Source organism: Pseudoalteromonas sp. Scap25 (assembly GCF_013394125.1).
Lineage (GTDB): Bacteria > Pseudomonadota > Gammaproteobacteria > Enterobacterales > Alteromonadaceae > Pseudoalteromonas.
The window spans coordinates 1,554,082-1,575,855 of record NZ_CP041327.1 but is presented as its reverse complement, the minus strand read 5'-3'; the positions used below and the strand labels follow the sequence as shown (position 1 = coordinate 1,575,855).

Below are 21,774 nucleotides of genomic sequence, written 5' to 3'. Positions count from 1 at the left end.
ACACGTGTCGCACTATGAGTTTGAAACTGGATAAAACGTTAGATGGACATCAAGTTACTGTTTGTCATACTAAAAACTTTTCAACTTTAGCATTATCGATAGCAAAGGATTTAGCCAAAATGAAACCGACTACTTTTTTGACAATATGCAGTTTAATTATTTCCTCCTCGTGTTTTGTAAAATACTTAGCTTTAATTTTTATGCTCAATATAATTTGCAGCAATCTTGCACTCGCTGAAGGCCATCGTTTTGAAATTGCTAACAGTAAAGTAGTAACAATTAAATCCACAGTGCTGGGTAAGAAATACGATTTATATATCAAAGTACCCCGTAGTTATTTCTTAGTAGAGAATAAATCTAAAAAATACCCTGTACTTTACTTAAATGATGGACCTTATACTTTTAAAGTAGCTGCTGGTGTCACTCATGTTCGAGACATGGATAAAGTCATTATTGTTGGTATTTCATTTGCTCACGGAGAAGACGGTCAATTTAGTCGAGTTAGAGATTTAACACCTGTCGTTGATCAGAGCTGGACAAAATACACCACAGGTGGAGCAACTGAATACTTAGCATTTATTGAAAAAGAAATCTTTCAGTACATTGAGCGCAATTACCGAGTTAACCCTGAACAAAGAATATTGTCTGGGCAATCATTGGGGGGATCTTTTGCCGCTTGGGTATTGTTGACCAAGCCTGAGCTGTTTTCTACTTATATCTTAACCAGCCCTTCACTCTGGTTTAAGAATAATTGGATATTTGAGTTAGAAAATAAATATGCCCAGAAAAACACATCGCTGCAGGCTAATGTATTTATGGCAACTGGCGCATTAGAAACGTTAGAAAATGGCATGAAAGAAGATATGGTCGCAGGTCATGTGAAGTTTGCAAATCTATTACGCTCACGTAATTACCAAAAATTAAAGCTAGAAGAGGAAGTTGTTGAAGGAAGCGATCATTACTCGACCTTTCCTATTGGGCTATCAAAAGGATTGGTAAAATTTTACCAATTACAGAAATAATCGCTAGTACTTACCTATCAGATAAACTCCAAATTTATTAGTTGGCACTACCAGTTAGATATGAGGCGAATAAAATCTAAAAACAGTCACTTTATTTATTTGTTAAAACTGTACCAAATTCAAAATACAAGTCCGCTTTTACATATTGAATTTTTAGAATGGGTGTCAGCTTAAGCTAACGGGTGTGAGAGATTAGCTAATAGCATAGTTATACTCCAGTCTCCGTTTTGATCCATAGCCCCGCAGGAGGGGCTGGTAGTAATTTGCTAAAATGTGAAGCGAAGCAAAACTGAGTGAGCTGTTAGTATTCACATGGTTACTAGGCTCGTTAGTTTTACTTTTTGCTTGCTAGAGTTGCTGCAACGAGTTGTAATGCTTGCTCTTTAGTAAAACCCTCTTCAACCAAAGCTTCATATAAACTTTTTATATATTTTGCATTGGCTTTAATTAACTTTGGGTTATTCATTACTTTCATGGAAGTTTCTAGCTGTTTTGAAAGTTGCTTTGCCATTTGTTCGTATTGCGAATCATTATTTGCGAACGTGCTAGCTGAAAATAAAGTAGTGACTATTAAAAGACTGAAGATTATTGTTTTCATCGTGCGTTTCCTACAAAAGTGATACCTCATTATGAGGCAAAAAATGGTTGGCTAAAATAAGCGAAAAAGGAGAAAATGCCAACTACTTTTGTCCTGTTTAATGATTTGATAAATAGGCTTTGCACGAAATTAGTTTTATTGAGTTAGCTGAAAAACATTTACCGGTGGTAACCAAGTATGAAAGCCAAAAACTCACTCTATTTGCCCTGGCGTAATACATGCAAAAGTACGAAATTCCCGTGTCATATGCGCCTGATCACTAAATCCAAATTGGTGAGCAACATCAGCTAAGTTTGCTTTTTTGTATGTTCGTAAAAAGCTGATTGTTTTTTTAACCCTTAAAATCCGCTGATAATGTTTGGGAGTCATTTCTAGCCAAAGTTTAAAAATACGCTCAATTTGCCGTTGGCTCAAATCAATACTTGCACTTAATTGCCCCGGCGTTTCATCCTGCTCGATATACATTAGTGCTTTCTTCAGAGGGGCTGGAATTACTTTGGAAAAATCTAGGTTTTTATCTGCCCAGCGGTGCAGAGTTTCAATTCGCCTTTCAATGTCTTTTTGAATTCGGAGATCATTATAAACCCCATAAAGGTTATAAAGCTGGTCTTCCTCTGGCAATAAAAGTGTTGGCTTGTCGTAATGCTGTCCCAAAACACCATAGCAAATGGCTGGATGGAAACGAATGCCTGAGAGTTGTGCTCCAGATTGCAGAACAATATTCTCAGTCTGTTTATTTATAGCAAGCATAATGACACCTTCCGGCAGGGTTTCATTGCCAATCATCACGTCACCAACAAGGTTAAAAATAATGCCGCTGCCAGCATCAGAATACAGCGGCTTTACTATCGGAACCGGTTGCTGTACAGATGCTGACCATACTCCCTGCACAAACGCAGACAGCTGCCCCGATGGTTGAGACAACTGAAAATTAAATGCCTGTTCAAATAATTTATTACGGTTTATAGCTGCCTACCTCTGGCATAAACGTCTTAGCAATTCGATTCCAGCTATTGATAGCATTAATCGCAATGGTCAAATCCACTACAGCTTTTTCACCTAATACTTCTACCGTATTCTTATAGAACTCTTCGTCTACGGGGTTAGCTAGGGTCAAATATTCAGCCCAATCGAGCGCAGCTAGTTCTGTCTTAGAATATAAAGGCATATTACGCCATGCACTTAAGCCAATAATACGTTCATGAGTTTCCCCATGACTCAATGCGTCTTTGCTGTGCATATCAATACAAAAGGCACACTGATTCATCTGCGACACTCTTAGTTTAATCAATTCCCAGATCGGGATTGTTACTGTTTCTGAAATACTAAATTGCTTACGCAGATAGTCTTCTTGGTTCATCAGAATCTGTATTGCTTTAGGTGCTAGCTCAAAATAATTTGCACGAAAAAACATATCTCACCTCCTTAAATGTAGTTGGAGCTAAGATAGCTTTTGTCTCAATATAGGTATTGAATATTTTCGACACGTATTCATTTTAAATTTAAGCTGGGGTTAGATTAGGCCTTTTAACGTCATATTAAGCGCACTAAACAGTGGTTTCAATATGTAATGGTTCAGAGCCTAACCAACTGTTTTAGAAAATTAAAATGGATTTTATATAAAATTAGGCACCTAAATAGTAGAGTCATTATTATTTATAACATCGTTTTTGAGTGCCAAAACTGCGACAAATATTAAACCTAATGGCGGTATAAATGACAATAAAAAACCAATAAAGGTTGTTGTTTTAACATTTTGGGTTTTACGTTTACCGAGATAAAAGCTTAAACCAGTTATTACGATCATTGATATAAAAATAAATTGACCGAGAATTGTTGCATTGATATTCATACGAAATTCCTTTTTGCATGTCACAGCTTTATTAGAGGACAGCTTCTCTATTTTCACGAAAAACATCCTCATTTTATGAACTTATATTAATAACAAATAGTGTAAGCTATTGCTAGTTATAAATATTATGCTTTTTGTAGATTATTTGAATATGTAGAAATGACGAAAGTGCCCTTTTAATATAACTTAGCTAATGACACCTCACTTCAATAACTATCTTTCGCTCATACCTGCCTGTTCGTTCAACACTTATTAAATGTCACTATCAAACAGGTATAAGCTACTAAAAATTATATATTAACCGAGCTGTTACACTACACCTTGTTCAATCATTGCATCGGCTACACGTCTAAATCCAGCGATGTTAGCGCCTAAAAGTAAGTTACCGGGTTGATCAAACTCTTTTGCAGTGTCGTTGGCTGTTGTGAATATATCTTTCATTATTTGTTTAAGCTTTTCATCTACTTGCTCAAATGTCCAGCTTTGCATACTGGCATTTTGTGCCATTTCTAATTGACTGGTTGCTACCCCACCGGCATTCGCTGCTTTGCCAGGGGCATAAGCAATTTTTGCTTCAATAAAGCAATCAATCGCTTCTTTGGTTGAGGGCATATTCGCCCCTTCACTGACTAAAATACAGCCATTTTCAAGTAGTGCTTTTGCATCCGCTTGGGTTAATTCGTTTTGTGTAGCACAAGGAAAAGCCGCATCCGCACTGTAACGCCATACAGCATGACCATCCTGAGGGTACTCATCGCGAGGCGTATACTTTGCCTGAGAGTGAGTATCTAGGTAGTCACTCAGGCATCCTCGTGACTGTTCTTTTAATTGCTTAATAAGTTTTAAATCAATGCCACTCTCATCGTACAAAGTGCCTTTTGAGTCACTACAGGCAATAGGCGTAGCCCCTAGTTGATATAATTTTTCCATGGCATAAATTGCCACATTGCCTGAGCCTGAAATTAAACAGCGTTTTCCTGATAAGCTGTCATCACGATCTTCAAGCATATAGTTAGCAAAATACACCGCGCCATAACCCGTTGCTTCTTTGCGAGCAAGCGATCCGCCCCAAAGTAAACTTTTACCGGTTAGTATGCCTTCATAGCGCCCTGTTAAGCGTTTGTATTGGCCAAACATATAACCAATTTCTCTCGCCCCTACGCCAATATCCCCTGCAGGTACATCGGTTGTAGGGCCAATATGACGATATAACTCGGTCATAAACGATTGGCAAAAGCGCATTATCTCGCCATCAGAGCGTCCTTTAGGATCAAAATTAGCGCCTCCTTTGCCACCACCTATAGGCAAACCAGTTAGTGCATTTTTAAAAATTTGTTCAAACCCTAAAAACTTTATAATGCTGGCATTCACACTAGGATGAAAACGTAAGCCGCCTTTATATGGTCCCAACGCCGAATTAAATTCGATACGGTAGCCTTTATTGACTTGAATATTGCCCTCGTCATCAACCCAAGGCACACGAAACATTAATTGGCGCTCTGGCTCTACCATTCTTTGAATAATTGCTTGTTGTTGGTAGTGACTGGTTTGCGAAAATATAGGCTCTAGAGAGTCTAGCACTTCTTCTACAGCTTGATAAAACTCACATTGCGCAGGACTCGTCTGCTTTAATTGCGAAATAGTTTTGTGTATATAATCCATATTTACTCTTCCATGTAGGTATTTTTAAATTCGAAACAGGAAAAATGATCAACGTTATTGTTAGTAGAGAAATTGATTATGCGATCATTATTTTTACACTTTAACATCATAGATAAACTGGATGCACGTGTTTGATGTTGAATTAAATTGTTGTTTCTTTTGTATAAAAACCCATTAAAAAAGAATTTTTATGCTAAAAACACCAGTTTTAATGAATAACACGTTAAAAGTATTAAAAATAGTAAAACAAAATACGACTCTACGTTTTTACGAGCGCAAAAATATAAAATGCTTTATGAGACTGAAGTTGTAGAAGGGGTAAGACTGATAATAGCGTAGATTTTAGTGAGTTCGTTTAAGAGGTTTAATGGAGGTTGCTAACCAACCTCCATAAAATACATTAAGCTTTTTCGCCATCTGGGCGAAAAGTACGCTGCACACCGGTTAAAAATAAACGTAAAACTTGATCGTTACACACACGGTAATGTTTGTTTTCAACTTTACGTGAAAATGCACTGAGTTCATGCTTACTTAAATCAAAATCAACTAATGCGAGTGTGGCAATTACGTCCTCTGCTTTCATATTTAAAGCAATACGTAATTTCATAAAAATAATATTATTGTTTAATTTAGTCTCTGGGATTGGCTGCTCACCGTCACGTTTACCGCGCTTGGTATTTATAAAGCCATTTAAAAATACCGCAAATTCGGTGTCACTTATTGGGGTGTAACCTTGCTCGCCCTCTTTAGTTAACCATGCAATCACCTGCTCTGTGCTGACGCTGTGCTCTGCAGCGGCGAACACGTCAACCATTGCTGAATCGGTTAAATCAAAGGTGTAGCGAATACGGCGTAAAATATCGTTATTTGTCAAAGTAAATCCCAGGTAAAATAAGTGCTCAGCAAACAAAAGCTGTTTAATAGCGGCGCAGTTTATCAGAGTTACACTAAGCGCCCTATTAAATACTGTGTTTAATTACCCAATACTTTTGCCGGATCAACACGTGTTGCTTGCCATGCTGGATACAGCGTCGCCAATATTGCAAGCACAAAGGTGGCAATAACAGTTAACACTATATCTTGCCAAACTAATTTACTCGGTAAGAATTCGATAAAATACACACCTTCTAGCGGATTTTCACCCAGCAATAAACTCAGCCAAGTAAAGAGCTCACTAATATTGATTGCTAGAATAACGCCAATAATAGAGCCTAAAACTACGCCAACAAATGCTTGAGTTAAGCCTTGCATTACAAAAGTAGCCAATATGGTACTGTCTTTGGCACCCATGGTTTTTAAAATGGCAATATTGCCTTCTTTTTCGCGCACTTCCATCACTAATGACGAAACAATGTTAAAACTGGCGACTGCAATAATTAAAAACACCACAATATAAACAATCGTGCGCACCATTTGAATGTCTTGATACAAGCTGCCTTGGGTTCTAAACCAACTCGATATATACACGTAATCAGTAACAGTTTGCCCTACTCTCAACGCTATTTGGTGCGCTGCAAACACATCATCAACCCGTAAACGTAGGCCGGTTACTTGGCTTTGATCGTAACCTAAGGTTTGTTGTGCTTTGCTAAGGTGAATAAACGCGGCACTGCTATCAATAGGCCCGCCCATTTCTATAATGCCTGCGAGTGTTAACGTAACCCGTTTTGGCGCAAGTAATGATTGTCCTTTTTCACTAATTTGTGGGATCAATAAAGTGACATTGTCGCCTATTGATATATTAAGTTGAGTGACAATTTGCTTGCCTAAAATAACATCCTCAAGTGCTAGCTGACTGACTAATTTACCTTGTGTAAATTGGTTAACCGCTGATACGTCGCTCTCTAGCGAAGGCTCAACACCTCGTATTTCAACTGCTTTTAATTGGCTTTTAAATTGCGCCATACCATTTACTGCTATAAATGGGGCTGCTCCTGTTACTTGTGGTTGCTGTTTTAATTTTTCGACTTTGCTGGGCCAATCAGCAATCGGCCTGCTTGGTGCTACATATTCAACTTGTGGCACTACACTTAATAAACGATGAACCAATTGTTGTTCAAAACCATTGATCACCGATAACGCCACAATTAAAACGGCAACACCAAGTAAAATACCAATAGTAGATGCCTTAGCAATAAAACTAACAAACGCGTTTTTTTCATCTTTATGGCCTGAATAGGCTCTGAAACGTTTACTTATAAAGGCACTAAGCAACATGGTTTGACTCTTTTATTGATAATTTACCATCATCTAAATACGCTATTTTACCCAGCTTGTCGGCAAGCTCTAAATCATGAGTCACCACCACAAAACTGGTGTTTAAACTTTTATTTAGCTGATTAATTAAATCGTAAATTTTAATCGCGTTTTGCTTATCTAAATTACCCGTTGGCTCATCTGCAAGAACCAGTGCAGGCTCAGTCACTAAAGCACGCGCTATGGCAACACGTTGGCGTTCGCCACCAGAAAGTGCCGACGGTTTATGGCTACTTCTGTGCGCAAGGCCGACTTTATCGAGCATGTCGAGCGCTTTTACATTTGCTTCTTTGGCACTCAAGCCTTTTATTAACAGTGGCATAGCAACATTTTCAACCGCACTAAATTCCATTAATAAATGATGAAATTGGTAAATAAACCCTAAGTTTTGATTTCTAAACGCGGCTTGTTGGCTGCGAGAAAGTTTAGCCACATCTTGGTTTTTGATTTTTGCACTGCCAGAACTGGCGGTATCTAAGGTACCCAAAATATGTAATAAGGTACTTTTACCTGAACCTGAGCTACCTACAATAGCTAGCATTTCACCTTGGGTTAGGGCTAAATCAACCCCTTTTAATACCTCAACTTGGTTTTGCCCGTCTTGGTACACTTTACTTATTTGTTCACAACTAATTACTAAATCATTCATAACGTAATACCTCGGCTGGGTTTACTTTAGCGGCCTGGCGCGCGGGATATAAAGTCGCTAAAAAGCTCATGGCTAAGCTTAAAAGCGCAATCACACTTAAGCTAAGCGCATCAAATTTGACCGGCAGTGAAATCCCCGATAATAAATTTAAGCCAACCAACGCCAGCAGTTCATTAATATATAAGCTAAATAAAATACCTAAAGAGGCACCTACTGCCGTACCAATCACACCGTTATATAAACCTTGAACCATAAATACAGTTTGTACTTGGCTTGGCGTTAGCCCTAGTGTCTGCAGTATCGCAACTTCGCTTTGTTTTTCACTCACCATCATGGTGAGCGCCGACACAATATTGAACACCGCCACCAGCACGATTAAGCCCAATAACATAGACATAATGCGTTTCTCCATCGCCACAGCGGCAAATAAAGTGCCTTGGCTACTGCGCCAATCGGTGTATTTAAAATTCTTCAGAATAAGTTGGCTGTCTTGAATAAATTCATCAAGTGCAAATGGCTCATGCAGTGACACACTTAAATTAGGGGGTGTAGAGCTACTTTGCTTTAATACTCGTTGCAATGACACACCACTGGTAAATGCCAGTCCCATGTCAATTTCTGAACCAGTTTCGTAAATTGCAGCAATTTTGAATAAACGCTGGCTAGGGACACGACCAAGGGGTGTATAAGTTGACGCATTGGGCATAATAACGCGCAGTTTATCGCCCAAGCTAACGCCGAGTTTACGGCTTAGATAACGGCTAATAGCAATGTGATAATTATTATTTAATACACTTTGCCAATTCCCCTGCACTACTTTGTCAGTGATTTTATAAAGCGAGCCATCATTATCATAGAGCCCTTGCAGCAGCACACCATGCAGGTCTTTATTTGTTTGTAGTATAGCTTCACCATGGCGGTATAAACTAACATGTTCAACATACGGTGATTGCTCAAGATCAGCTTTAAGAGTATTCATTTGCGTTTTAGAGTGTTGTTTTGCCTGCACTTCAACGTGTGGAATGAGTCCGAGCATATTCATTTTCAGGCTGCTTTCAAAACCGTTCATGACACTACTTACTGTAAAGAGCGCCATTAAACCAATCGCTATACCTGCAATAGAAAAAAAAGAAATAAACGAAATAAACGCATTGCCTTTGGAAGAGCGACTATATCTAAGTCCGATAAACAGGCTAACAGGTTGAAACATATTAATTAAAACATTAATGCTAAAAGTGTGGCTTTATAGTAGCACGAACTCAGCGCAATTGAATATCACCATAAATGTAAGAAATAATTTATAAATCTTATACTTGGCTATATTATAAGCAAATCACTAAGCCAAGCTAAACTTTTAATCCTGTTACTAGATAATCAAGTAATACTCGTACATTAGTAGCAACAAATTGCCGAGGAGGATAAAGCCCCCACACCCCCTCTTGTTGAGGTTGATAGGCTGTTAATATTGGTACTAACTGCCCTGTTTTTATTTCATTCTCTATGTAGTAATCCGGCAACTGAACAATACCCAACCCTTTTTTAGCGCCGTCAACCAGTGCCCAACCGCTATTGCAATGCAACCGCCCAGCTACTTTAATATGTTTGTCACGATTATTTTCATTTACTCGCCAATAACTACTGTTACCAATTAAGCATTGATGCTGGTTAAGTTCACCTAACGTATGGGGTTCGCCAAAACGCGCTAAATAGCTTGGTGCAGCACACATAATAAATCGCCGAGAGCTCAAGCGTCGCGCTTTTAAACTCGAATCTTTTAAATGGCCTAATCGAATGGCTAAATCAAAGCCGCCCTCCAGCAAGTTTTCTTGCTCGTTAGAGAGCGTTGCGATTACTTCTACCTCGGGGTGATCATGCATAAACGAATGCACTATCGGCATAATAAAACTTTCACCATACATAACCGGTGCGGTTAATTTAATTTTACCTTTAGGGGATGTTTGCACAGACGCGAGCCCCTGAGTGGCTTCATCCATAGCGTGTTGTAAATGTTTTACTTGGTGTAAAAACTGCTCACCTTCTTTGGTTAATACCACCTTTCGGGTCGTACGCGTTAAAAGTTGGGTATTTAACCGTTGCTCAAGCTTAGTAACATGGCGGCTAATATGGGCAACCGATAGACCCAACGCCTGTGCAGCTTGAGTGAAACTTCCCTCTTCGCCAACAGAAATAAACTCATCAATCCCTTCCCAACGCATTATTATTACCATACTGTAAAAGTGTTTTATTAATTTAGAGATTATCATTGTTATAGAAATAAATACAATAGACACATCACCCAAACAGTTTGGGTCTACAATTGATATTCAAACCACTACAAAGGATATACACATGTCTGAATTTATAAAATCAAAAGCAGCGATTGCCTGGGGCCCTAATCAGCCTTTAAGCGTTGAAGAAGTTGACGTGATGATGCCTAAAAAAGGCGAAGTGATGGTAAAAATTACTGCCACAGGTGTATGCCATACAGATGCTTTTACTTTATCAGGTGAAGATCCTGAAGGCATTTTCCCCGCTATTTTAGGCCATGAAGGTGCCGGGGTGGTTTACGCTGTGGGCGAAGGCGTTACAAGTGTAGAAGTTGGCGATCACGTTATTCCTCTATACACCGCAGAATGTGGTGAATGCAAAATGTGTACTTCAGGTAAAACCAACTTGTGCTCTGCTGTACGCGAAACACAAGGCAAAGGCTTAATGCCAGATGGCACAACGCGATTTTTCAAAGACGGCCAACCAATTTATCACTATATGGGGACGTCGACCTTTTCTGAATACACAGTACTTCCTGAAATCTCGCTAGCTAAAGTAAATAAAGAAGCCTCTTTAGAGGAAATTTGCTTATTGGGCTGCGGTGTCACTACCGGTATGGGCGCTGTAACAAATACGGCAAAAGTAACAACGGGCGATACGGTGGCAATTTTTGGTCTAGGTGGCATTGGTTTGTCGGCCATTATTGGCGCCAAAATGGCTGGTGCAAGCCGTATTATTGGTATTGATATTAACACCTCTAAGTTTGATCTTGCGACTAAACTCGGTGCTACCGACTTAATTAATCCAAAAGACTTCGACAAGCCAATTCAAGAAGTGATTGTAGAGATGACCGACGGCGGTGTTGATTACTCATTTGAATGTATTGGTAACGTTGATGTAATGCGCTCTGCCCTTGAGTGTTGTCATAAAGGCTGGGGAGAATCTGTAATTATTGGTGTAGCTGGTGCTGGCCAAGAAATTTCAACTCGCCCGTTCCAACTTGTTACTGGCCGTGTATGGCGTGGTAGCGCATTTGGAGGCGTTAAGGGTCGTTCGCAACTTCCTGAAATTGTAGAGCGTTACATGGCGGGTGAATTCGCTCTTAATGATTTTATTACCCATACCATGAGCCTTGAAGAAATTAACGATGCCTTTGATTTAATGCACGAAGGTAAGAGTATTCGTACTGTTATTCATTACTAATTTCTTTTAATCACCATTACCAGCCGTTGCTATTAAGTAACGGCTTTTAAGGATTGTTATGTTAGAAAATATCTCAACGGCAAAAGTGGCTGGTGGCTGGCATAAGCAGTATAGCCATACTTCCTCAAGCACCCATTGCAGCATGCGTTTTGCGGTATTTTTACCACCAGGCGCCAGTGAAAAAAATAAAGTACCAGTACTTTATTGGTTATCAGGATTAACCTGTACCGATGAAAACTTTATGCAAAAAGCAGGCGCGTTTAAAAAAGCGGCAGAGCTAGGCATCGCTATTGTCGCACCTGATACCAGTCCGCGTGGTGAAAACGTTCCTAACGAAGATAGCTACGATTTTGCCCAAGGTGCAGGGTTTTACGTCAATGCAACGCAGGCACCTTACAATACTCATTTTAATATGTACGATTATGTGGTGAAGGAACTACCTGCATTAATAGAGCAACATTTTCCAGTAACAACTAAAAAAGCAATTTCTGGGCATTCTATGGGTGGCCACGGCGCATTAATAATTGCCCTTAAAAATCCTAAAGCTTATACCAGCGCTACAGCATTTAGCCCAATTGTAAACCCGATAGATTGTCCTTGGGGTGTTAAAGCTTTTACTGGCTACTTAGGTACTGATAAATCAGTCTGGGCAGAATATGATAGCTGCGAATTAATGCAACAAGCCAAACAAGCTGATTATTTACCTATGTTGGTTAGCCAAGGTGATGCAGATAACTTTTTAGATGAGCAACTTAAGCCACAAAAGTTAGTAACTGTAGCTACACAGAAGGGCTATCCGTTAACACTCGAAATGCAAGCTGGCTACGACCATAGTTACTATTTCATTAGTAGTTTTATAGACCAACACTTATTATTTCATCATCAGTTTTTAACTGCTTAGATTCATTACTGTGTAGAGTAGATTTATCTACTTCTACACATTCTTTTAAGACCTTAGTAACCTGCCTACATTTTCTAATCACACCGTCATCTCCTTTTACTAAACTAAATACTGCAGAGTCTATTTTTAAACCTAGCTCTGCAAAAGAAAATCCGTCCTTATCAACGGGAACTGGCTCAAATGGATTTTCATAAGGAGTAGACCGAGCTGGATTTTTCATCCGCTGATTTTCTTGTGCATTTGAGGCTGCTTGTCCATCCAACATAACGCCAAAAAATGTACAGCCATTAAGCATCAGCAATAGTGATAAAAAAAATATTTTTTTCATGTTTAACCCTTTAGTAGCTTCAACTTTAACTATTTAGTTAATAGAGTAACTCCATTAAAAAAGTAAAACTGTAAAAATCTGTTAGTAAGTAAAAATTGTTTACAACATAATTTATACTAAAGTATTTTATTATCACTCTCGCAAAATGATATAATATAACATATAATTAAACTCGTTTTTTTCATCCATACCAAAGCATATTTATGTCATTACCTTTATCTCAAAATCGTTTACACCATATAGACTTACTCAGAGGTCTTATTATTATATTTATGGTGATTGATCACGGAATGTATTATTGTCTAAATTATTCAGTGACCGATCCCATGACCATACCAGGAACAGATGCGCTTACTTTTTTCACTCGTTTTATATCGCACTTTTGTGCGCCATTATTTGTATTTTTAGCGGGCCTTTCAGCTGCAATAACCGAGCATAAATACACTTCCACGCAAGCTTTTTCAAAAAGTTTAATTATACGTGGACTAGTCCTTATATTATTTGAATTTACTATTGTGTCGTGGTCTTGGAGCTTTAATCCACTGTTTCCAATGTTATACGCTCAGGTTATTTGGGCGATAGGTTGGGGATTTATTATTCTGGGGCTTTTACGTTTAATCGGTCTGTATGCGATTTTTGCCATGGGCTTAATTTTAGTATTTGGCCACAACTTATTTGATGCCGTCAACTTTGAGCCAAATACAATCGCAAATACGATATGGTCTGTTTTACATCAAAAAAATGTACTCGAACTTCCTTTTAACTTTAAAATTAGAACCACCTACCCCGTAGCTCCTATTGTTGGGTTAATGGCGTTAGCCTATTGTGCAGGTGTTTATTACAAAGCCAAGCAATACAGTAACCGAGTTATGGATTATGGCTTAATTTTGGGTGTAAGCTGCCTAGTTTTATACACGCTTTTGCGTGGCTTTAATCTTTATGGTGACGCGTCAATATTTACGATTAGTGACTCTTATTTACTCACTATAATGTCATTTTTAAACCCGACCAAATACCCACTTTCCCTGCAGTTTATGTTGTTAACCGTTGGTATAGGCCTAATTATGCTTAAACTATTGAGCAAGCTAAAAAGTGATTTTTCGCCAAAGTTTTTACAAGTATTGGGTAAAACCAGTATGTTTTCGTACTTAGCCCACTTGTATTTACTGCATGCAATAAGTTGGTTACTTATCCCTGTTTTAGGCTTTAGTTTTTCTGATATGACTTATGGCGAAACACTGGTGGGTTTACCAACTGGGTACGGTATGAGCTATGTTGCAACACTGCTATTTATTGCAGTCGTAATTGGCTTAACAGCCGTTCTTGCCAATTATTATTTAGCATGGAAGCAAAAAAATAAACACAGTTTAATTGCTAAGTATATTTGAACAAACATTAAAAAAGGCGCTATAAAAGCGCCTTGCTAACAAGTATGTGTGCTTAGAACATATCTTGATAGGAATTTGTTGTACTAAATGTAATTGCTTTTTCAAAGCCTGGCAGTGTAATGCTGTGCTCATCTAAAACAATCTCATTTTCATCAATTAAACCATCACCAAAACGGTAAATTAGCGAGTATTGACCTAAATCGGCTTGCGTTTGGTAAGTATGCTGTGCATCTTTTACTTGGCTATGTTTTTCAACATAGCTGTTCATCAGTGCATCACCATGGCGTTTAGCAAGCATTTGCATGGTTACTTTTGCGCTCAGCACAGTCGCAGTTGCATTATTTCCACCAAAGCCTTTTGAGTTAATAAACGCAATATCCATATCACCACAATCGTAGTGGCTATTACGAATATCTAAATGTTCGCTGTAAACATCGTCGGCTACTTTATCAATGGTGGTAATACCCGGCATAATATTATGACTAAATACACCTAACGCAATGGCAAGCTGATCGCCACTAGCAGGCGCAATAGTATGGCCTACATAGGCTTTAGGCGCAGTCACTTTCCAGTTATCAATAGCAAATGTTTGCGCTACTTTATGATAAATTAAAGATTCAGTAACACGATTTTGTGGCGTACTTGAGCCGTGCGCTAAAATAAAGCTACGTTGTTGCAGTGCCTCTTTACCTAACAAGCTAGTAGCAAGTGCTGCTGATTTCGCCATGGTGATGTAATTGCCAGGCCCAGGTGAGGTAATTGACTTTTTAACTCCATCGGCATTCACAAATACATCCGGCACACTGCCCATAATATCTGCACCGAGTTCCAGAGCCAGTGCATCATCCATTAATATAGCAACCTGAGCCCCCTCACCTAAGGTAAAACCGCAGTTCTCACCAAATGGACGACTACTTTTACGGTAATCAGGCTCATCATCATTGCTTAAATTATCTAAACGGCGCAAACCTTCAATATTGGCCAGCGCACTCATATTACCAAAACCTTCAACCACTTCTGGAGTAATCGCGCATTCAACACTTGCAACCACTGCAACACGGGTACGACCAGCTTGAATATCGTTAACGGCAGCGCGCAAGTTATATAAAAATGTGGCACATGCGCCTGAAGTTGAAAAAGTCGTCCCCACATTCCCAGTAACATAGGCGTTAATAAAATCGGTCGACATCGTATTTAAACCCAGCGCTAACTGCTTAGTACTAACACGATCGCCCTGCTGACGCGCTTTAACTAATCCACCTAAGCCTTTATCATCCATTTGACCAATAACCGATGCTGAATAGGTACCAATTTTGTCAGGCTCTACGCTATTCATAATATGTTGCCAATCAAGTCCAGTTGATTTTATTGCATCGGTGGCAGCAAATATGGTCGCTTGTAAACCGCGCGGCTGGTAGCGGCTGTTATACATAATGGCAGGATCAAACCCGGTTGGAAATTGCCCAGCCGACTTAATCGGGTTATCACGGGTTGAATCATGTTTTACATCTAGCTCAGCAGCAATCGTGACTTTTACTTTTTTATTATCAAGGTCATCTATTTGCCAGTTGCTTGGTAAAGGCGATGGTAAGTCACGACGACGTGTTTCAAACACAATTGAACTATCATCTGAAGCCGTTAACGTCATTTTTTGCTGCCAAGGTGTGGCATCAACGTCAAAATGTTCTTTTTCAATTTTTCGAATTAATGTACCAGCAATAATTTGCTCACCAAAGCGTGCTTCAATGTCGCTTTGCTCAACATGATTACCTTGGCTGTCTTCAAGTTGGCCGTTTACTGTAGTCACTAAGTTCATTAATGTGGCAAGGCCTAAAAACGTTTCTTGGCGAGCTTGCGCCGCTAAGCTATCTAACACGATACGACGATAACCTTGATGAAAAGAAGTACGGCCAGCGGCATTAATGCCTCCCATGCCTACAATAACGGGTAGTGCAGTCATAATTTACCTTTAAAATGCGTGTTATAAGAATATGACATTAGTTTAATTGGATTATAGAGACACCTTTGTGCTTTAATAGCCAAATAAGCGGCATAAAAGGCCAAAAACAACTGGTCGGAGCATTCACAATGAGCAACAACCCATTAACTCCCCCCATAAATATTGGTATCGCAGTGTTTGAGCATTTGTTGGTAACCAGTATCACATTACCGATTGAGATGCTGCGTGCGGGTGAGGCTTTTGCCAAAGGCCATAGTGATAAAAATAACTTTAAACCTCTGGCTATTCATTTAGTGGCTAAAAATAGTGATGCCATTAAGACGCGAACTGGACTATCGATTATTCCTGATTGTACTAGCGAAAACTCACCTTATTGCGATTTAGTTATTGTGCCTGGCATTTGGCGTAACCCTCGCCCGGTGATACGCGCTAATCAACAATTAGTCACTTGGCTGATCGAGAGCTTTACCGTAGGAAGTCATATAATTGGAGTAGGCACAGGTAATTGTTTTGTTGCAGAGGCTAGTTTACTTGACGGACATCCCGCTACTACCCATTGGCATTATGCTAAACAGTTTAAGCATGACTACCCTAATGTAAGTTTAAAACCTGATTTTTTTATCACCCAGTCAGAACGTATGTATACCGTAGCCAGTTTAAATGCACTTGCTGATGTTATCGTACATATTATTAGTCAATATTATGGTAAAGAAGCGGCACAACATGTGGAGCGCAACTTTTCCCATGAAATTCGTAAACCCTATGAAGATCAACGTTACTTAGAGGGAGCAGTAGATAGACACCCAGATGAGCTGATTGCACAAATACAGTTTTGGTTAAAAACCAATCTAGCCAGTGAGCTCAACTTAAAGGAGGTTGCGGCTCAATTTAGTCTAAGTTATCGCACCTTTACCCGTCGTTTCAGAAGTGCCACTAACCAAAGTCCAATCGAATATTGGCAACAATTACGAGTAGAAGGCGCCAAAGATTTATTGGCATCTTCTAATTTATCGATTCAGGAAGTTGCTTTAGAGGTTGGCTATAATGACCAAGGGCATTTAACCCGAGTATTTAAAAAAGTATTACGCCAAACACCCAGCGAATACCGTAAAGTAGTCAGGCGAAAATTATTTGGTTAAGTTTTGACTATACCATGCTCACGTTTGATGGTTAGCAAAGATGGATATAGCCTTGATTAGATCTTTTTATATATATAAATTATAGTATTACTCACTAAGCTAATTTGAATTCAAATAGAGAAATAGCCGATGGATAAATCTAGCAAGCTGCTTGTCGATCAACACAATAACGTATCCATTGAAGCTAAGCTAGCTAACTTACTTGCGTTAGTTCGTAAACATTTAGATATGGATGTTGCTTTTATATCTGAATTTATTAACGATGAGCGGGTTTTTAAAGTGGTCGATAATCCCTCTGAAAACCAAATTGTTAAAGTGGGTAATGCCGATCCGATTGATGAAACGTATTGTCAAAAAATCACCGATGACAAGCTTAGCCCTGTTATTACTAATACCAACGCAAACCCAATAACCAAGGCTATGCCGGTAACCAAAAAGTTAGGTATAGGCTCTTATATAGGTGTACCTATCAACCTGTCAAACGGTAAATTATACGGTACTTTTTGTTGTTATAAATCACACCATGATGAGAGCTTGAACGATCGCGATTTATCGTTTTTAAATCTTATTTCGGAAATAGCGACAGGCTTAATTGAAATAAATTTATCCAAACGTGTATCGCGCAATCACACTAAATCAGTTATTCAGCAAATTATTACCGATAATGATTTAAATATTTACTATCAACCTATTTTCAGTTTAAAAAATAATAAAGTTGCGGGTTTTGAATCACTTGCTCGATTTTTTACTACACCTTATAGAACTCCTGATGTATGGTTTAAAGAAGCAAAAAAGGTTGGCTTAAATGAAGCTTTAGAAATGCTAGCCATTAAAAATGCAGTCACCAACATAGCCAAATTTAATAATTCAACTTACATTGCTATTAATTGCTCACCATCGCATATCCTAAGCGGTGCACTTGAAAATACATTACAAAACATTGACTGCACTAGGCTAGTATTAGAAATTACTGAGCATTCACCAATTTCCGACTACGAAAAAATGCGGACAGCACTTACCCCACTCAGAAAAAGAGGGCTTCGCTTAGCTATTGATGATGTAGGCGCAGGCTTTTCATCATTTCAGCACATACTAGAGCTTGAAGCCGATATTATTAAATTAGATATTAGCCTCACACAAAATATAAACACTGACAAACGTAAATTTTTGCTGGCAAAAGCGCTGTGTGGGTTTGCAAAAGCAATCGACTGCACTATTGTTGCCGAAGGAATTGAAACCGAACAGGAGTTCAACTCGTTAAGAAAGCTCAATGTAGACAGTGTACAAGGCTATTTTATTGGCCGGCCCGCACCAATTAACGATGCACTTAGCGCAATAAACGCAACATTGTCCGCATGAAAAACGCCACTATTTAGTGGCGTTCGCTATCTATACTGTCTTTTCGATAATAACGTTTGTGATAACTTTTTACTTTAGCATGTACACCTTTGCTGAGGCTTTTAAACTTAGCTTCGAGTACATCAACACCATATAAAATACCAACCACCAATACAGAAAGCTTAATTGCTGCACCTAAGTTTTCGGTTGCGATCATCACCCCAATAGACGCAAGCACCCAAATAGTAGCCGCGGAGGTAACCCCTACCACGGCACCATCCTTTGCCAGCATAACGCCTGCGCCTAAAACCCAATACCCGTGATTATTTGCCCCACTACACGAGAATGATCAATCACATCCCCTTGTAAATTAAACGCCGTAGATAAAAACAAATATGTGCCTAACGTTATTAATGCTGATGTGCGAATACCCACAGGTTTACCGCGCAATTGACGCTCTATACCAATAATAGCGCCACAAAAAGCGGCGGTGCCAATAGCTGCCCATGAGTATGGCGCTACATCGATAAAATCTAAAAATGTCACTTAATATCCTAATCTATTTTACTTTTCCAATAGCAACTGCCGTTCTGAGCCTTTGGCTACCAAATGCCGACATTTTGCTAAAGTCGCTGCGTGCAATTGGTACATACTGACAATCAATTGCTAGCTGATTGTTATTGCCAGGCTCGCAAAATGGGTCATGTACGTAAACACAATGTGCATCTAAATAGGTGACACACACCCAGTGCGGTGATTTTTTACCATCAAACCGATACGTACTAATTAACAGCAACACACTAAACCCCTGACTCAACCAGTTTTCTATGTCAGTTAATTCAACATCTTTTTGTGTAACTGAAATATTTGCCGCTGCAATACCCTCAACAAACTGTTGATGAACCGTGGCCAATACTGATTTTTTGTTATCACTGCGAACCCCATCTAAAAATAATGGTTCAGATGTATTAACAATTACCTCACTTGTAAAACCGCGTTTATTTGCAGCCAGTGCCAAGCCAAATGGGTGACAACCGCCATGCCCAGAGGTCATAAAAATCGTGGTGCCTTCACGCCACAAAGCTAATTCATGTGACTGACTCAGCTCTGTGTTTGAGTCAAGAGCAGCCATTGCCATTAATAACGCAGCAGGACCACAGGTAAACTCGGTGGTTTGCTGATACCATGGCGTTAAACGCTCAACCTGCAACTCACTGGTTTGGCGAATATTTTTTTGCATGCGTAAGGCATCACTGTGATCGTCATAATAATCACTGTATTGACCAAATACGCGATACCCCACACTTTTATAAAGCCCAATGGCGCTGTCGTTATTTACTGCAACTTCTAGGCGCAAATAAATACGTCCACGCTCACTGGTCGCTTTTTCAAGTTCATTGAGTAATTTTTTAGCTATGCCTTTACCTTGCATCGTTGGTAATACGGCCAGCGAGTACAAACGTGCTAAACGCGTGCCTTTATGACACCACACTAAGCCATAGCCACATAATTGCGCATTTTGCTCAGCAACTAATAAAATCCCATGTTTAGCCCCAAGCCAGCGCTTTAAACTACGCGCACTTAGCTTATCGTTACTAAAGCAAGTATTTTCAAGCGCCACCAATGCTTTTAAGTCAGCGGTTATTGCAGGGCGAATAACTAGCTTGGTCGCCACTGTTACTTTTTCAGCCAAAGCAATAGGCATTAGCCGCGGCCTCGTGCTTCTAAACGCTGTTTAAACTCATCCATAATGATCATGTATAGCTCGTCACCTAAATAGCCGTCTTCTACTTTGTGATCAATACTTGGATTGTCATTTACTTCCAATACATACGCACGACCTTGGTGCTCTTTAACATCTACACCGTATAACCCTTTACCGACTGTTTTACAGGCCTTTAAAGCTGCATCCAATACTACTTTTGGTAACTCAAAGGTTGGTAACGTTTCAAAGCCACCGGAAAAAAAACGTTTTGCATCATGGTTGTATATTTGCCAATGATTACGCGCCATTAAATAACGACATGCATAAATGGCGCGGCCATTAAGTACACCTACTCGCCAATCGTATTCGGTGTACATGTATTCTTGTGCCAATACCAATGCGCTATATTCAAACAGCTCGGTTAATTTAGCTTCAAGCTCACCGCGGTTTGCAACTTTAAACACCCCTTTTGAGAACGACCCTTCAGGCATTTTTAAAACCAGCGGATAGGTAAACGACGCTTCTAGTTGCTCAATTGTGTCTTTTGATTGATCTGCCACCACCACGGTTTTTAAGCTCGGTACTTTTTGATAGTTAAATGCATCATGTAAGTACACTTTATTACAGCACCGTAAAATAGACTCCGCATCGTCAATGACCACTAAGCCGAGGCTTTGCGCTTTACTTGCAAGGCGGTAGGTTGGGTGATCAATCGCTGTTGTTTGACGAATAAATAACGCATCAAACTGGGCAATATTGTCTATTTCATCAAAGCTGAGTGCTTTTGCGTTAATACCATGTTTCGCTGCTGCTTTTATAAAACGGGCTATTGCATCTCTATCACTTGGCGGTACTTTTTCGTTATGATCAACCAATATCGCCATATCCCAACGAAAACGGCGCTCTACTTTACCAATACGCCATTGCGTTTGGGTAAACTCATTGAGCCTTTCAATAAACGCAGTATATTGCTGCTCACTTAATGAGGTTAAAGAGCCTTGTTGCAATAAACCTTGCTGATCGACAAATAAAATAGGCGCTGGGTATTGTTTAAATACCGATTTAGCCGCTTTACTTTGCAATTCATTTAGAGCATTACCAAAATAAACTGCGCCATCAATTTGCCCAGTATTTAAAGTAGGTGCATGGCCGCTTCTAAGCGCGTTTATTGTTTTAACGCTTGGTAATACTTGGTGTTTGCGGGCTTCTGCAAGCAATGAACAATAATAACCCTTACTCAAGTATTGGCTTGAGTCGCATAAATTAATAATGCGGGTTTTAGGTTCGTTGCGTTTTGGGTAGTCACGTAAGTAGGTGTTAAACGTAATGACATTTTCAAATGAAAGAGCAAGTGCTTGCTCGTTGTTATCAACCACTATTAAGGTTTTAAACACGACTTTTCCTAGTTAAGTCAAAATATAAAAATCCCTGGCTAGTTAGCTCAGGTAGTTAAACAGCAAATAGAAACACCCATCGCACTAAGTGCAGCAAATAGCAAATCACTT

Annotated in this window: 20 protein-coding genes and 1 pseudogene; 6 read left to right on the top strand and 15 right to left on the bottom strand. The window is 39.3% G+C overall.

The features are described 5' to 3' along the window. Positions 1–14: 14 nt before the first annotated feature. Positions 15–1,022, top strand: coding sequence for an alpha/beta hydrolase (locus FLM54_RS07190; protein ID WP_256729685.1), 1,008 nt, complete (start codon positions 15–17; stop codon positions 1,020–1,022). A gap of 334 nt (positions 1,023–1,356) precedes the next feature. On the opposite strand, the gene FLM54_RS07185 is transcribed toward FLM54_RS07190, so the two are convergent. The 10 genes from FLM54_RS07185 to FLM54_RS07140 all read right to left on the bottom strand — a co-directional run bounded on the left by FLM54_RS07185 (position 1,357) and on the right by FLM54_RS07140 (position 10,258). Further along, on the bottom strand, positions 1,357–1,620 hold the full coding sequence (locus tag FLM54_RS07185; protein ID WP_178956014.1) for a hypothetical protein: 264 nt from the start codon (positions 1,618–1,620) through the stop codon (positions 1,357–1,359). Between the two features lie 192 nt (positions 1,621–1,812). Beyond that, positions 1,813–2,544: a helix-turn-helix domain-containing protein gene (locus FLM54_RS07180; protein ID WP_178956013.1), complete on the bottom strand. Its 732-nt coding sequence runs from the start codon at positions 2,542–2,544 to the stop codon at positions 1,813–1,815. 31 nt (positions 2,545–2,575) lie between these two features. Further along, the gene (locus FLM54_RS07175; protein ID WP_178956012.1) at positions 2,576–3,034 is read right to left on the bottom strand and encodes a carboxymuconolactone decarboxylase family protein; all 459 of its coding nucleotides are present in this window, start codon (positions 3,032–3,034) and stop codon (positions 2,576–2,578) included. Between the two features lie 219 nt (positions 3,035–3,253). Continuing rightward, positions 3,254–3,472, bottom strand: coding sequence for a hypothetical protein (locus FLM54_RS07170; protein ID WP_178956010.1), 219 nt, complete (start codon positions 3,470–3,472; stop codon positions 3,254–3,256). 309 nt (positions 3,473–3,781) lie between these two features. Beyond that, positions 3,782–5,134: an NADP-specific glutamate dehydrogenase gene (gdhA, locus tag FLM54_RS07165; RefSeq protein WP_178956008.1), complete on the bottom strand. Its 1,353-nt coding sequence runs from the start codon at positions 5,132–5,134 to the stop codon at positions 3,782–3,784. A gap of 400 nt (positions 5,135–5,534) precedes the next feature. After that, entirely contained in the window at positions 5,535–6,008 is a 474-nt protein-coding gene (locus FLM54_RS07160; protein WP_178956006.1) for a DUF1456 family protein, read from the bottom strand. A gap of 98 nt (positions 6,009–6,106) precedes the next feature. Beyond that, positions 6,107–7,351 carry a lipoprotein-releasing ABC transporter permease subunit gene (locus FLM54_RS07155; protein WP_076920259.1) on the bottom strand — a complete coding sequence of 415 codons (1,245 nt, stop codon included), beginning with the start codon at positions 7,349–7,351 and terminating at the stop codon, positions 6,107–6,109. After that, on the bottom strand, positions 7,341–8,039 hold the full coding sequence (lolD, locus tag FLM54_RS07150; RefSeq protein ID WP_010389881.1) for a lipoprotein-releasing ABC transporter ATP-binding protein LolD: 699 nt from the start codon (positions 8,037–8,039) through the stop codon (positions 7,341–7,343). Before lolD ends, FLM54_RS07155 begins: the two co-directional genes overlap by 11 nt. Further along, positions 8,032–9,249 (bottom strand): lipoprotein-releasing ABC transporter permease subunit, encoded by a 1,218-nt coding sequence (locus tag FLM54_RS07145; protein WP_178956004.1) that lies wholly within the window; start codon positions 9,247–9,249, stop codon positions 8,032–8,034. Before FLM54_RS07145 ends, lolD begins: the two co-directional genes overlap by 8 nt. A gap of 136 nt (positions 9,250–9,385) precedes the next feature. Further along, positions 9,386–10,258: a LysR family transcriptional regulator gene (locus tag FLM54_RS07140; RefSeq protein WP_178956852.1), complete on the bottom strand. Its 873-nt coding sequence runs from the start codon at positions 10,256–10,258 to the stop codon at positions 9,386–9,388. A gap of 130 nt (positions 10,259–10,388) precedes the next feature. On the opposite strand from FLM54_RS07140, the gene FLM54_RS07135 reads away from it, so the two are divergent. Both FLM54_RS07135 and fghA read left to right on the top strand, forming a co-directional pair. Next, a complete protein-coding gene (locus FLM54_RS07135) occupies positions 10,389–11,510 on the top strand; it encodes an S-(hydroxymethyl)glutathione dehydrogenase/class III alcohol dehydrogenase (RefSeq protein ID WP_138608554.1) in 1,122 nt (373 codons plus the stop codon). 58 nt (positions 11,511–11,568) lie between these two features. Beyond that, complete coding sequence (gene fghA / locus FLM54_RS07130) at positions 11,569–12,411, top strand: S-formylglutathione hydrolase (protein ID WP_138593909.1); 843 nt, start codon at positions 11,569–11,571, stop codon at positions 12,409–12,411. On the opposite strand, the gene FLM54_RS07125 is transcribed toward fghA, so the two are convergent. Continuing rightward, entirely contained in the window at positions 12,365–12,739 is a 375-nt protein-coding gene (locus FLM54_RS07125) for a hypothetical protein (protein ID WP_010389876.1), read from the bottom strand. The genes fghA and FLM54_RS07125 overlap by 47 nt on opposite strands. A 203-nt stretch (positions 12,740–12,942) precedes the next feature. Here FLM54_RS07125 and FLM54_RS07120 point away from each other — a divergent pair, with 203 nt between their 5' ends. Further along, the gene (locus tag FLM54_RS07120) at positions 12,943–14,127 is read left to right on the top strand and encodes a DUF1624 domain-containing protein (RefSeq protein ID WP_178956002.1); all 1,185 of its coding nucleotides are present in this window, start codon (positions 12,943–12,945) and stop codon (positions 14,125–14,127) included. Positions 14,128–14,179: 52 nt separating this feature from the next. Here the strand turns inward: FLM54_RS07120 and FLM54_RS07115 are convergent, their stop codons facing one another. Then, the gene (locus FLM54_RS07115; RefSeq protein WP_178956000.1) at positions 14,180–16,087 is read right to left on the bottom strand and encodes a beta-ketoacyl synthase; all 1,908 of its coding nucleotides are present in this window, start codon (positions 16,085–16,087) and stop codon (positions 14,180–14,182) included. A gap of 128 nt (positions 16,088–16,215) precedes the next feature. Between FLM54_RS07115 and FLM54_RS07110 the strand changes: the two genes are divergently transcribed. After that, on the top strand, positions 16,216–17,226 hold the full coding sequence (locus FLM54_RS07110; protein ID WP_178955998.1) for a GlxA family transcriptional regulator: 1,011 nt from the start codon (positions 16,216–16,218) through the stop codon (positions 17,224–17,226). 129 nt (positions 17,227–17,355) lie between these two features. After that, positions 17,356–18,585, top strand: a complete 1,230-nt coding sequence (locus FLM54_RS07105) for an EAL domain-containing protein (RefSeq protein WP_178955996.1) — start codon at positions 17,356–17,358, stop codon at positions 18,583–18,585. Positions 18,586–18,598: 13 nt separating this feature from the next. Here FLM54_RS07105 and FLM54_RS07100 read toward each other — a convergent pair. The 3 genes and pseudogenes from FLM54_RS07100 to FLM54_RS07090 all read right to left on the bottom strand — a co-directional run bounded on the left by FLM54_RS07100 (position 18,599) and on the right by FLM54_RS07090 (position 21,663). Then, positions 18,599–19,110, bottom strand: a pseudogene (locus FLM54_RS07100) (MgtC/SapB family protein). 13 nt (positions 19,111–19,123) lie between these two features. Beyond that, the gene (locus FLM54_RS07095) at positions 19,124–20,269 is read right to left on the bottom strand and encodes a GNAT family N-acetyltransferase/peptidase C39 family protein (protein ID WP_178955994.1); all 1,146 of its coding nucleotides are present in this window, start codon (positions 20,267–20,269) and stop codon (positions 19,124–19,126) included. Next, positions 20,269–21,663: a RimK family protein gene (locus FLM54_RS07090; RefSeq protein WP_178955992.1), complete on the bottom strand. Its 1,395-nt coding sequence runs from the start codon at positions 21,661–21,663 to the stop codon at positions 20,269–20,271. Before FLM54_RS07090 ends, FLM54_RS07095 begins: the two co-directional genes overlap by 1 nt. Positions 21,664–21,774: the final 111 nt, after the last annotated feature.

What these genes read in the sequence shown, in the direction of transcription:
- FLM54_RS07190 (WP_256729685.1), top strand. Translation starts at nt 15, where the DNA reads ATGAGTTTGAAACTGGATAAAACGTTAGATGGACATCAAGTTACTGTT.
- FLM54_RS07185 (WP_178956014.1), bottom strand. Translation starts at nt 1,620, where the DNA reads ATGAAAACAATAATCTTCAGTCTTTTAATAGTCACTACTTTATTTTCA.
- FLM54_RS07175 (WP_178956012.1), bottom strand. Translation starts at nt 3,034, where the DNA reads ATGTTTTTTCGTGCAAATTATTTTGAGCTAGCACCTAAAGCAATACAG.
- FLM54_RS07170 (WP_178956010.1), bottom strand. Translation starts at nt 3,472, where the DNA reads ATGAATATCAATGCAACAATTCTCGGTCAATTTATTTTTATATCAATG.
- gdhA (WP_178956008.1), bottom strand. Translation starts at nt 5,134, where the DNA reads ATGGATTATATACACAAAACTATTTCGCAATTAAAGCAGACGAGTCCT.
- FLM54_RS07155 (WP_076920259.1), bottom strand. Translation starts at nt 7,351, where the DNA reads ATGTTGCTTAGTGCCTTTATAAGTAAACGTTTCAGAGCCTATTCAGGC.
- lolD (WP_010389881.1), bottom strand. Translation starts at nt 8,039, where the DNA reads ATGAATGATTTAGTAATTAGTTGTGAACAAATAAGTAAAGTGTACCAA.
- FLM54_RS07145 (WP_178956004.1), bottom strand. Translation starts at nt 9,249, where the DNA reads ATGTTTCAACCTGTTAGCCTGTTTATCGGACTTAGATATAGTCGCTCT.
- FLM54_RS07135 (WP_138608554.1), top strand. Translation starts at nt 10,389, where the DNA reads ATGTCTGAATTTATAAAATCAAAAGCAGCGATTGCCTGGGGCCCTAAT.
- fghA (WP_138593909.1), top strand. Translation starts at nt 11,569, where the DNA reads ATGTTAGAAAATATCTCAACGGCAAAAGTGGCTGGTGGCTGGCATAAG.
- FLM54_RS07125 (WP_010389876.1), bottom strand. Translation starts at nt 12,739, where the DNA reads ATGAAAAAAATATTTTTTTTATCACTATTGCTGATGCTTAATGGCTGT.
- FLM54_RS07120 (WP_178956002.1), top strand. Translation starts at nt 12,943, where the DNA reads ATGTCATTACCTTTATCTCAAAATCGTTTACACCATATAGACTTACTC.
- FLM54_RS07115 (WP_178956000.1), bottom strand. Translation starts at nt 16,087, where the DNA reads ATGACTGCACTACCCGTTATTGTAGGCATGGGAGGCATTAATGCCGCT.
- FLM54_RS07110 (WP_178955998.1), top strand. Translation starts at nt 16,216, where the DNA reads ATGAGCAACAACCCATTAACTCCCCCCATAAATATTGGTATCGCAGTG.
- FLM54_RS07105 (WP_178955996.1), top strand. Translation starts at nt 17,356, where the DNA reads ATGGATAAATCTAGCAAGCTGCTTGTCGATCAACACAATAACGTATCC.
- FLM54_RS07095 (WP_178955994.1), bottom strand. Translation starts at nt 20,269, where the DNA reads ATGCCTATTGCTTTGGCTGAAAAAGTAACAGTGGCGACCAAGCTAGTT.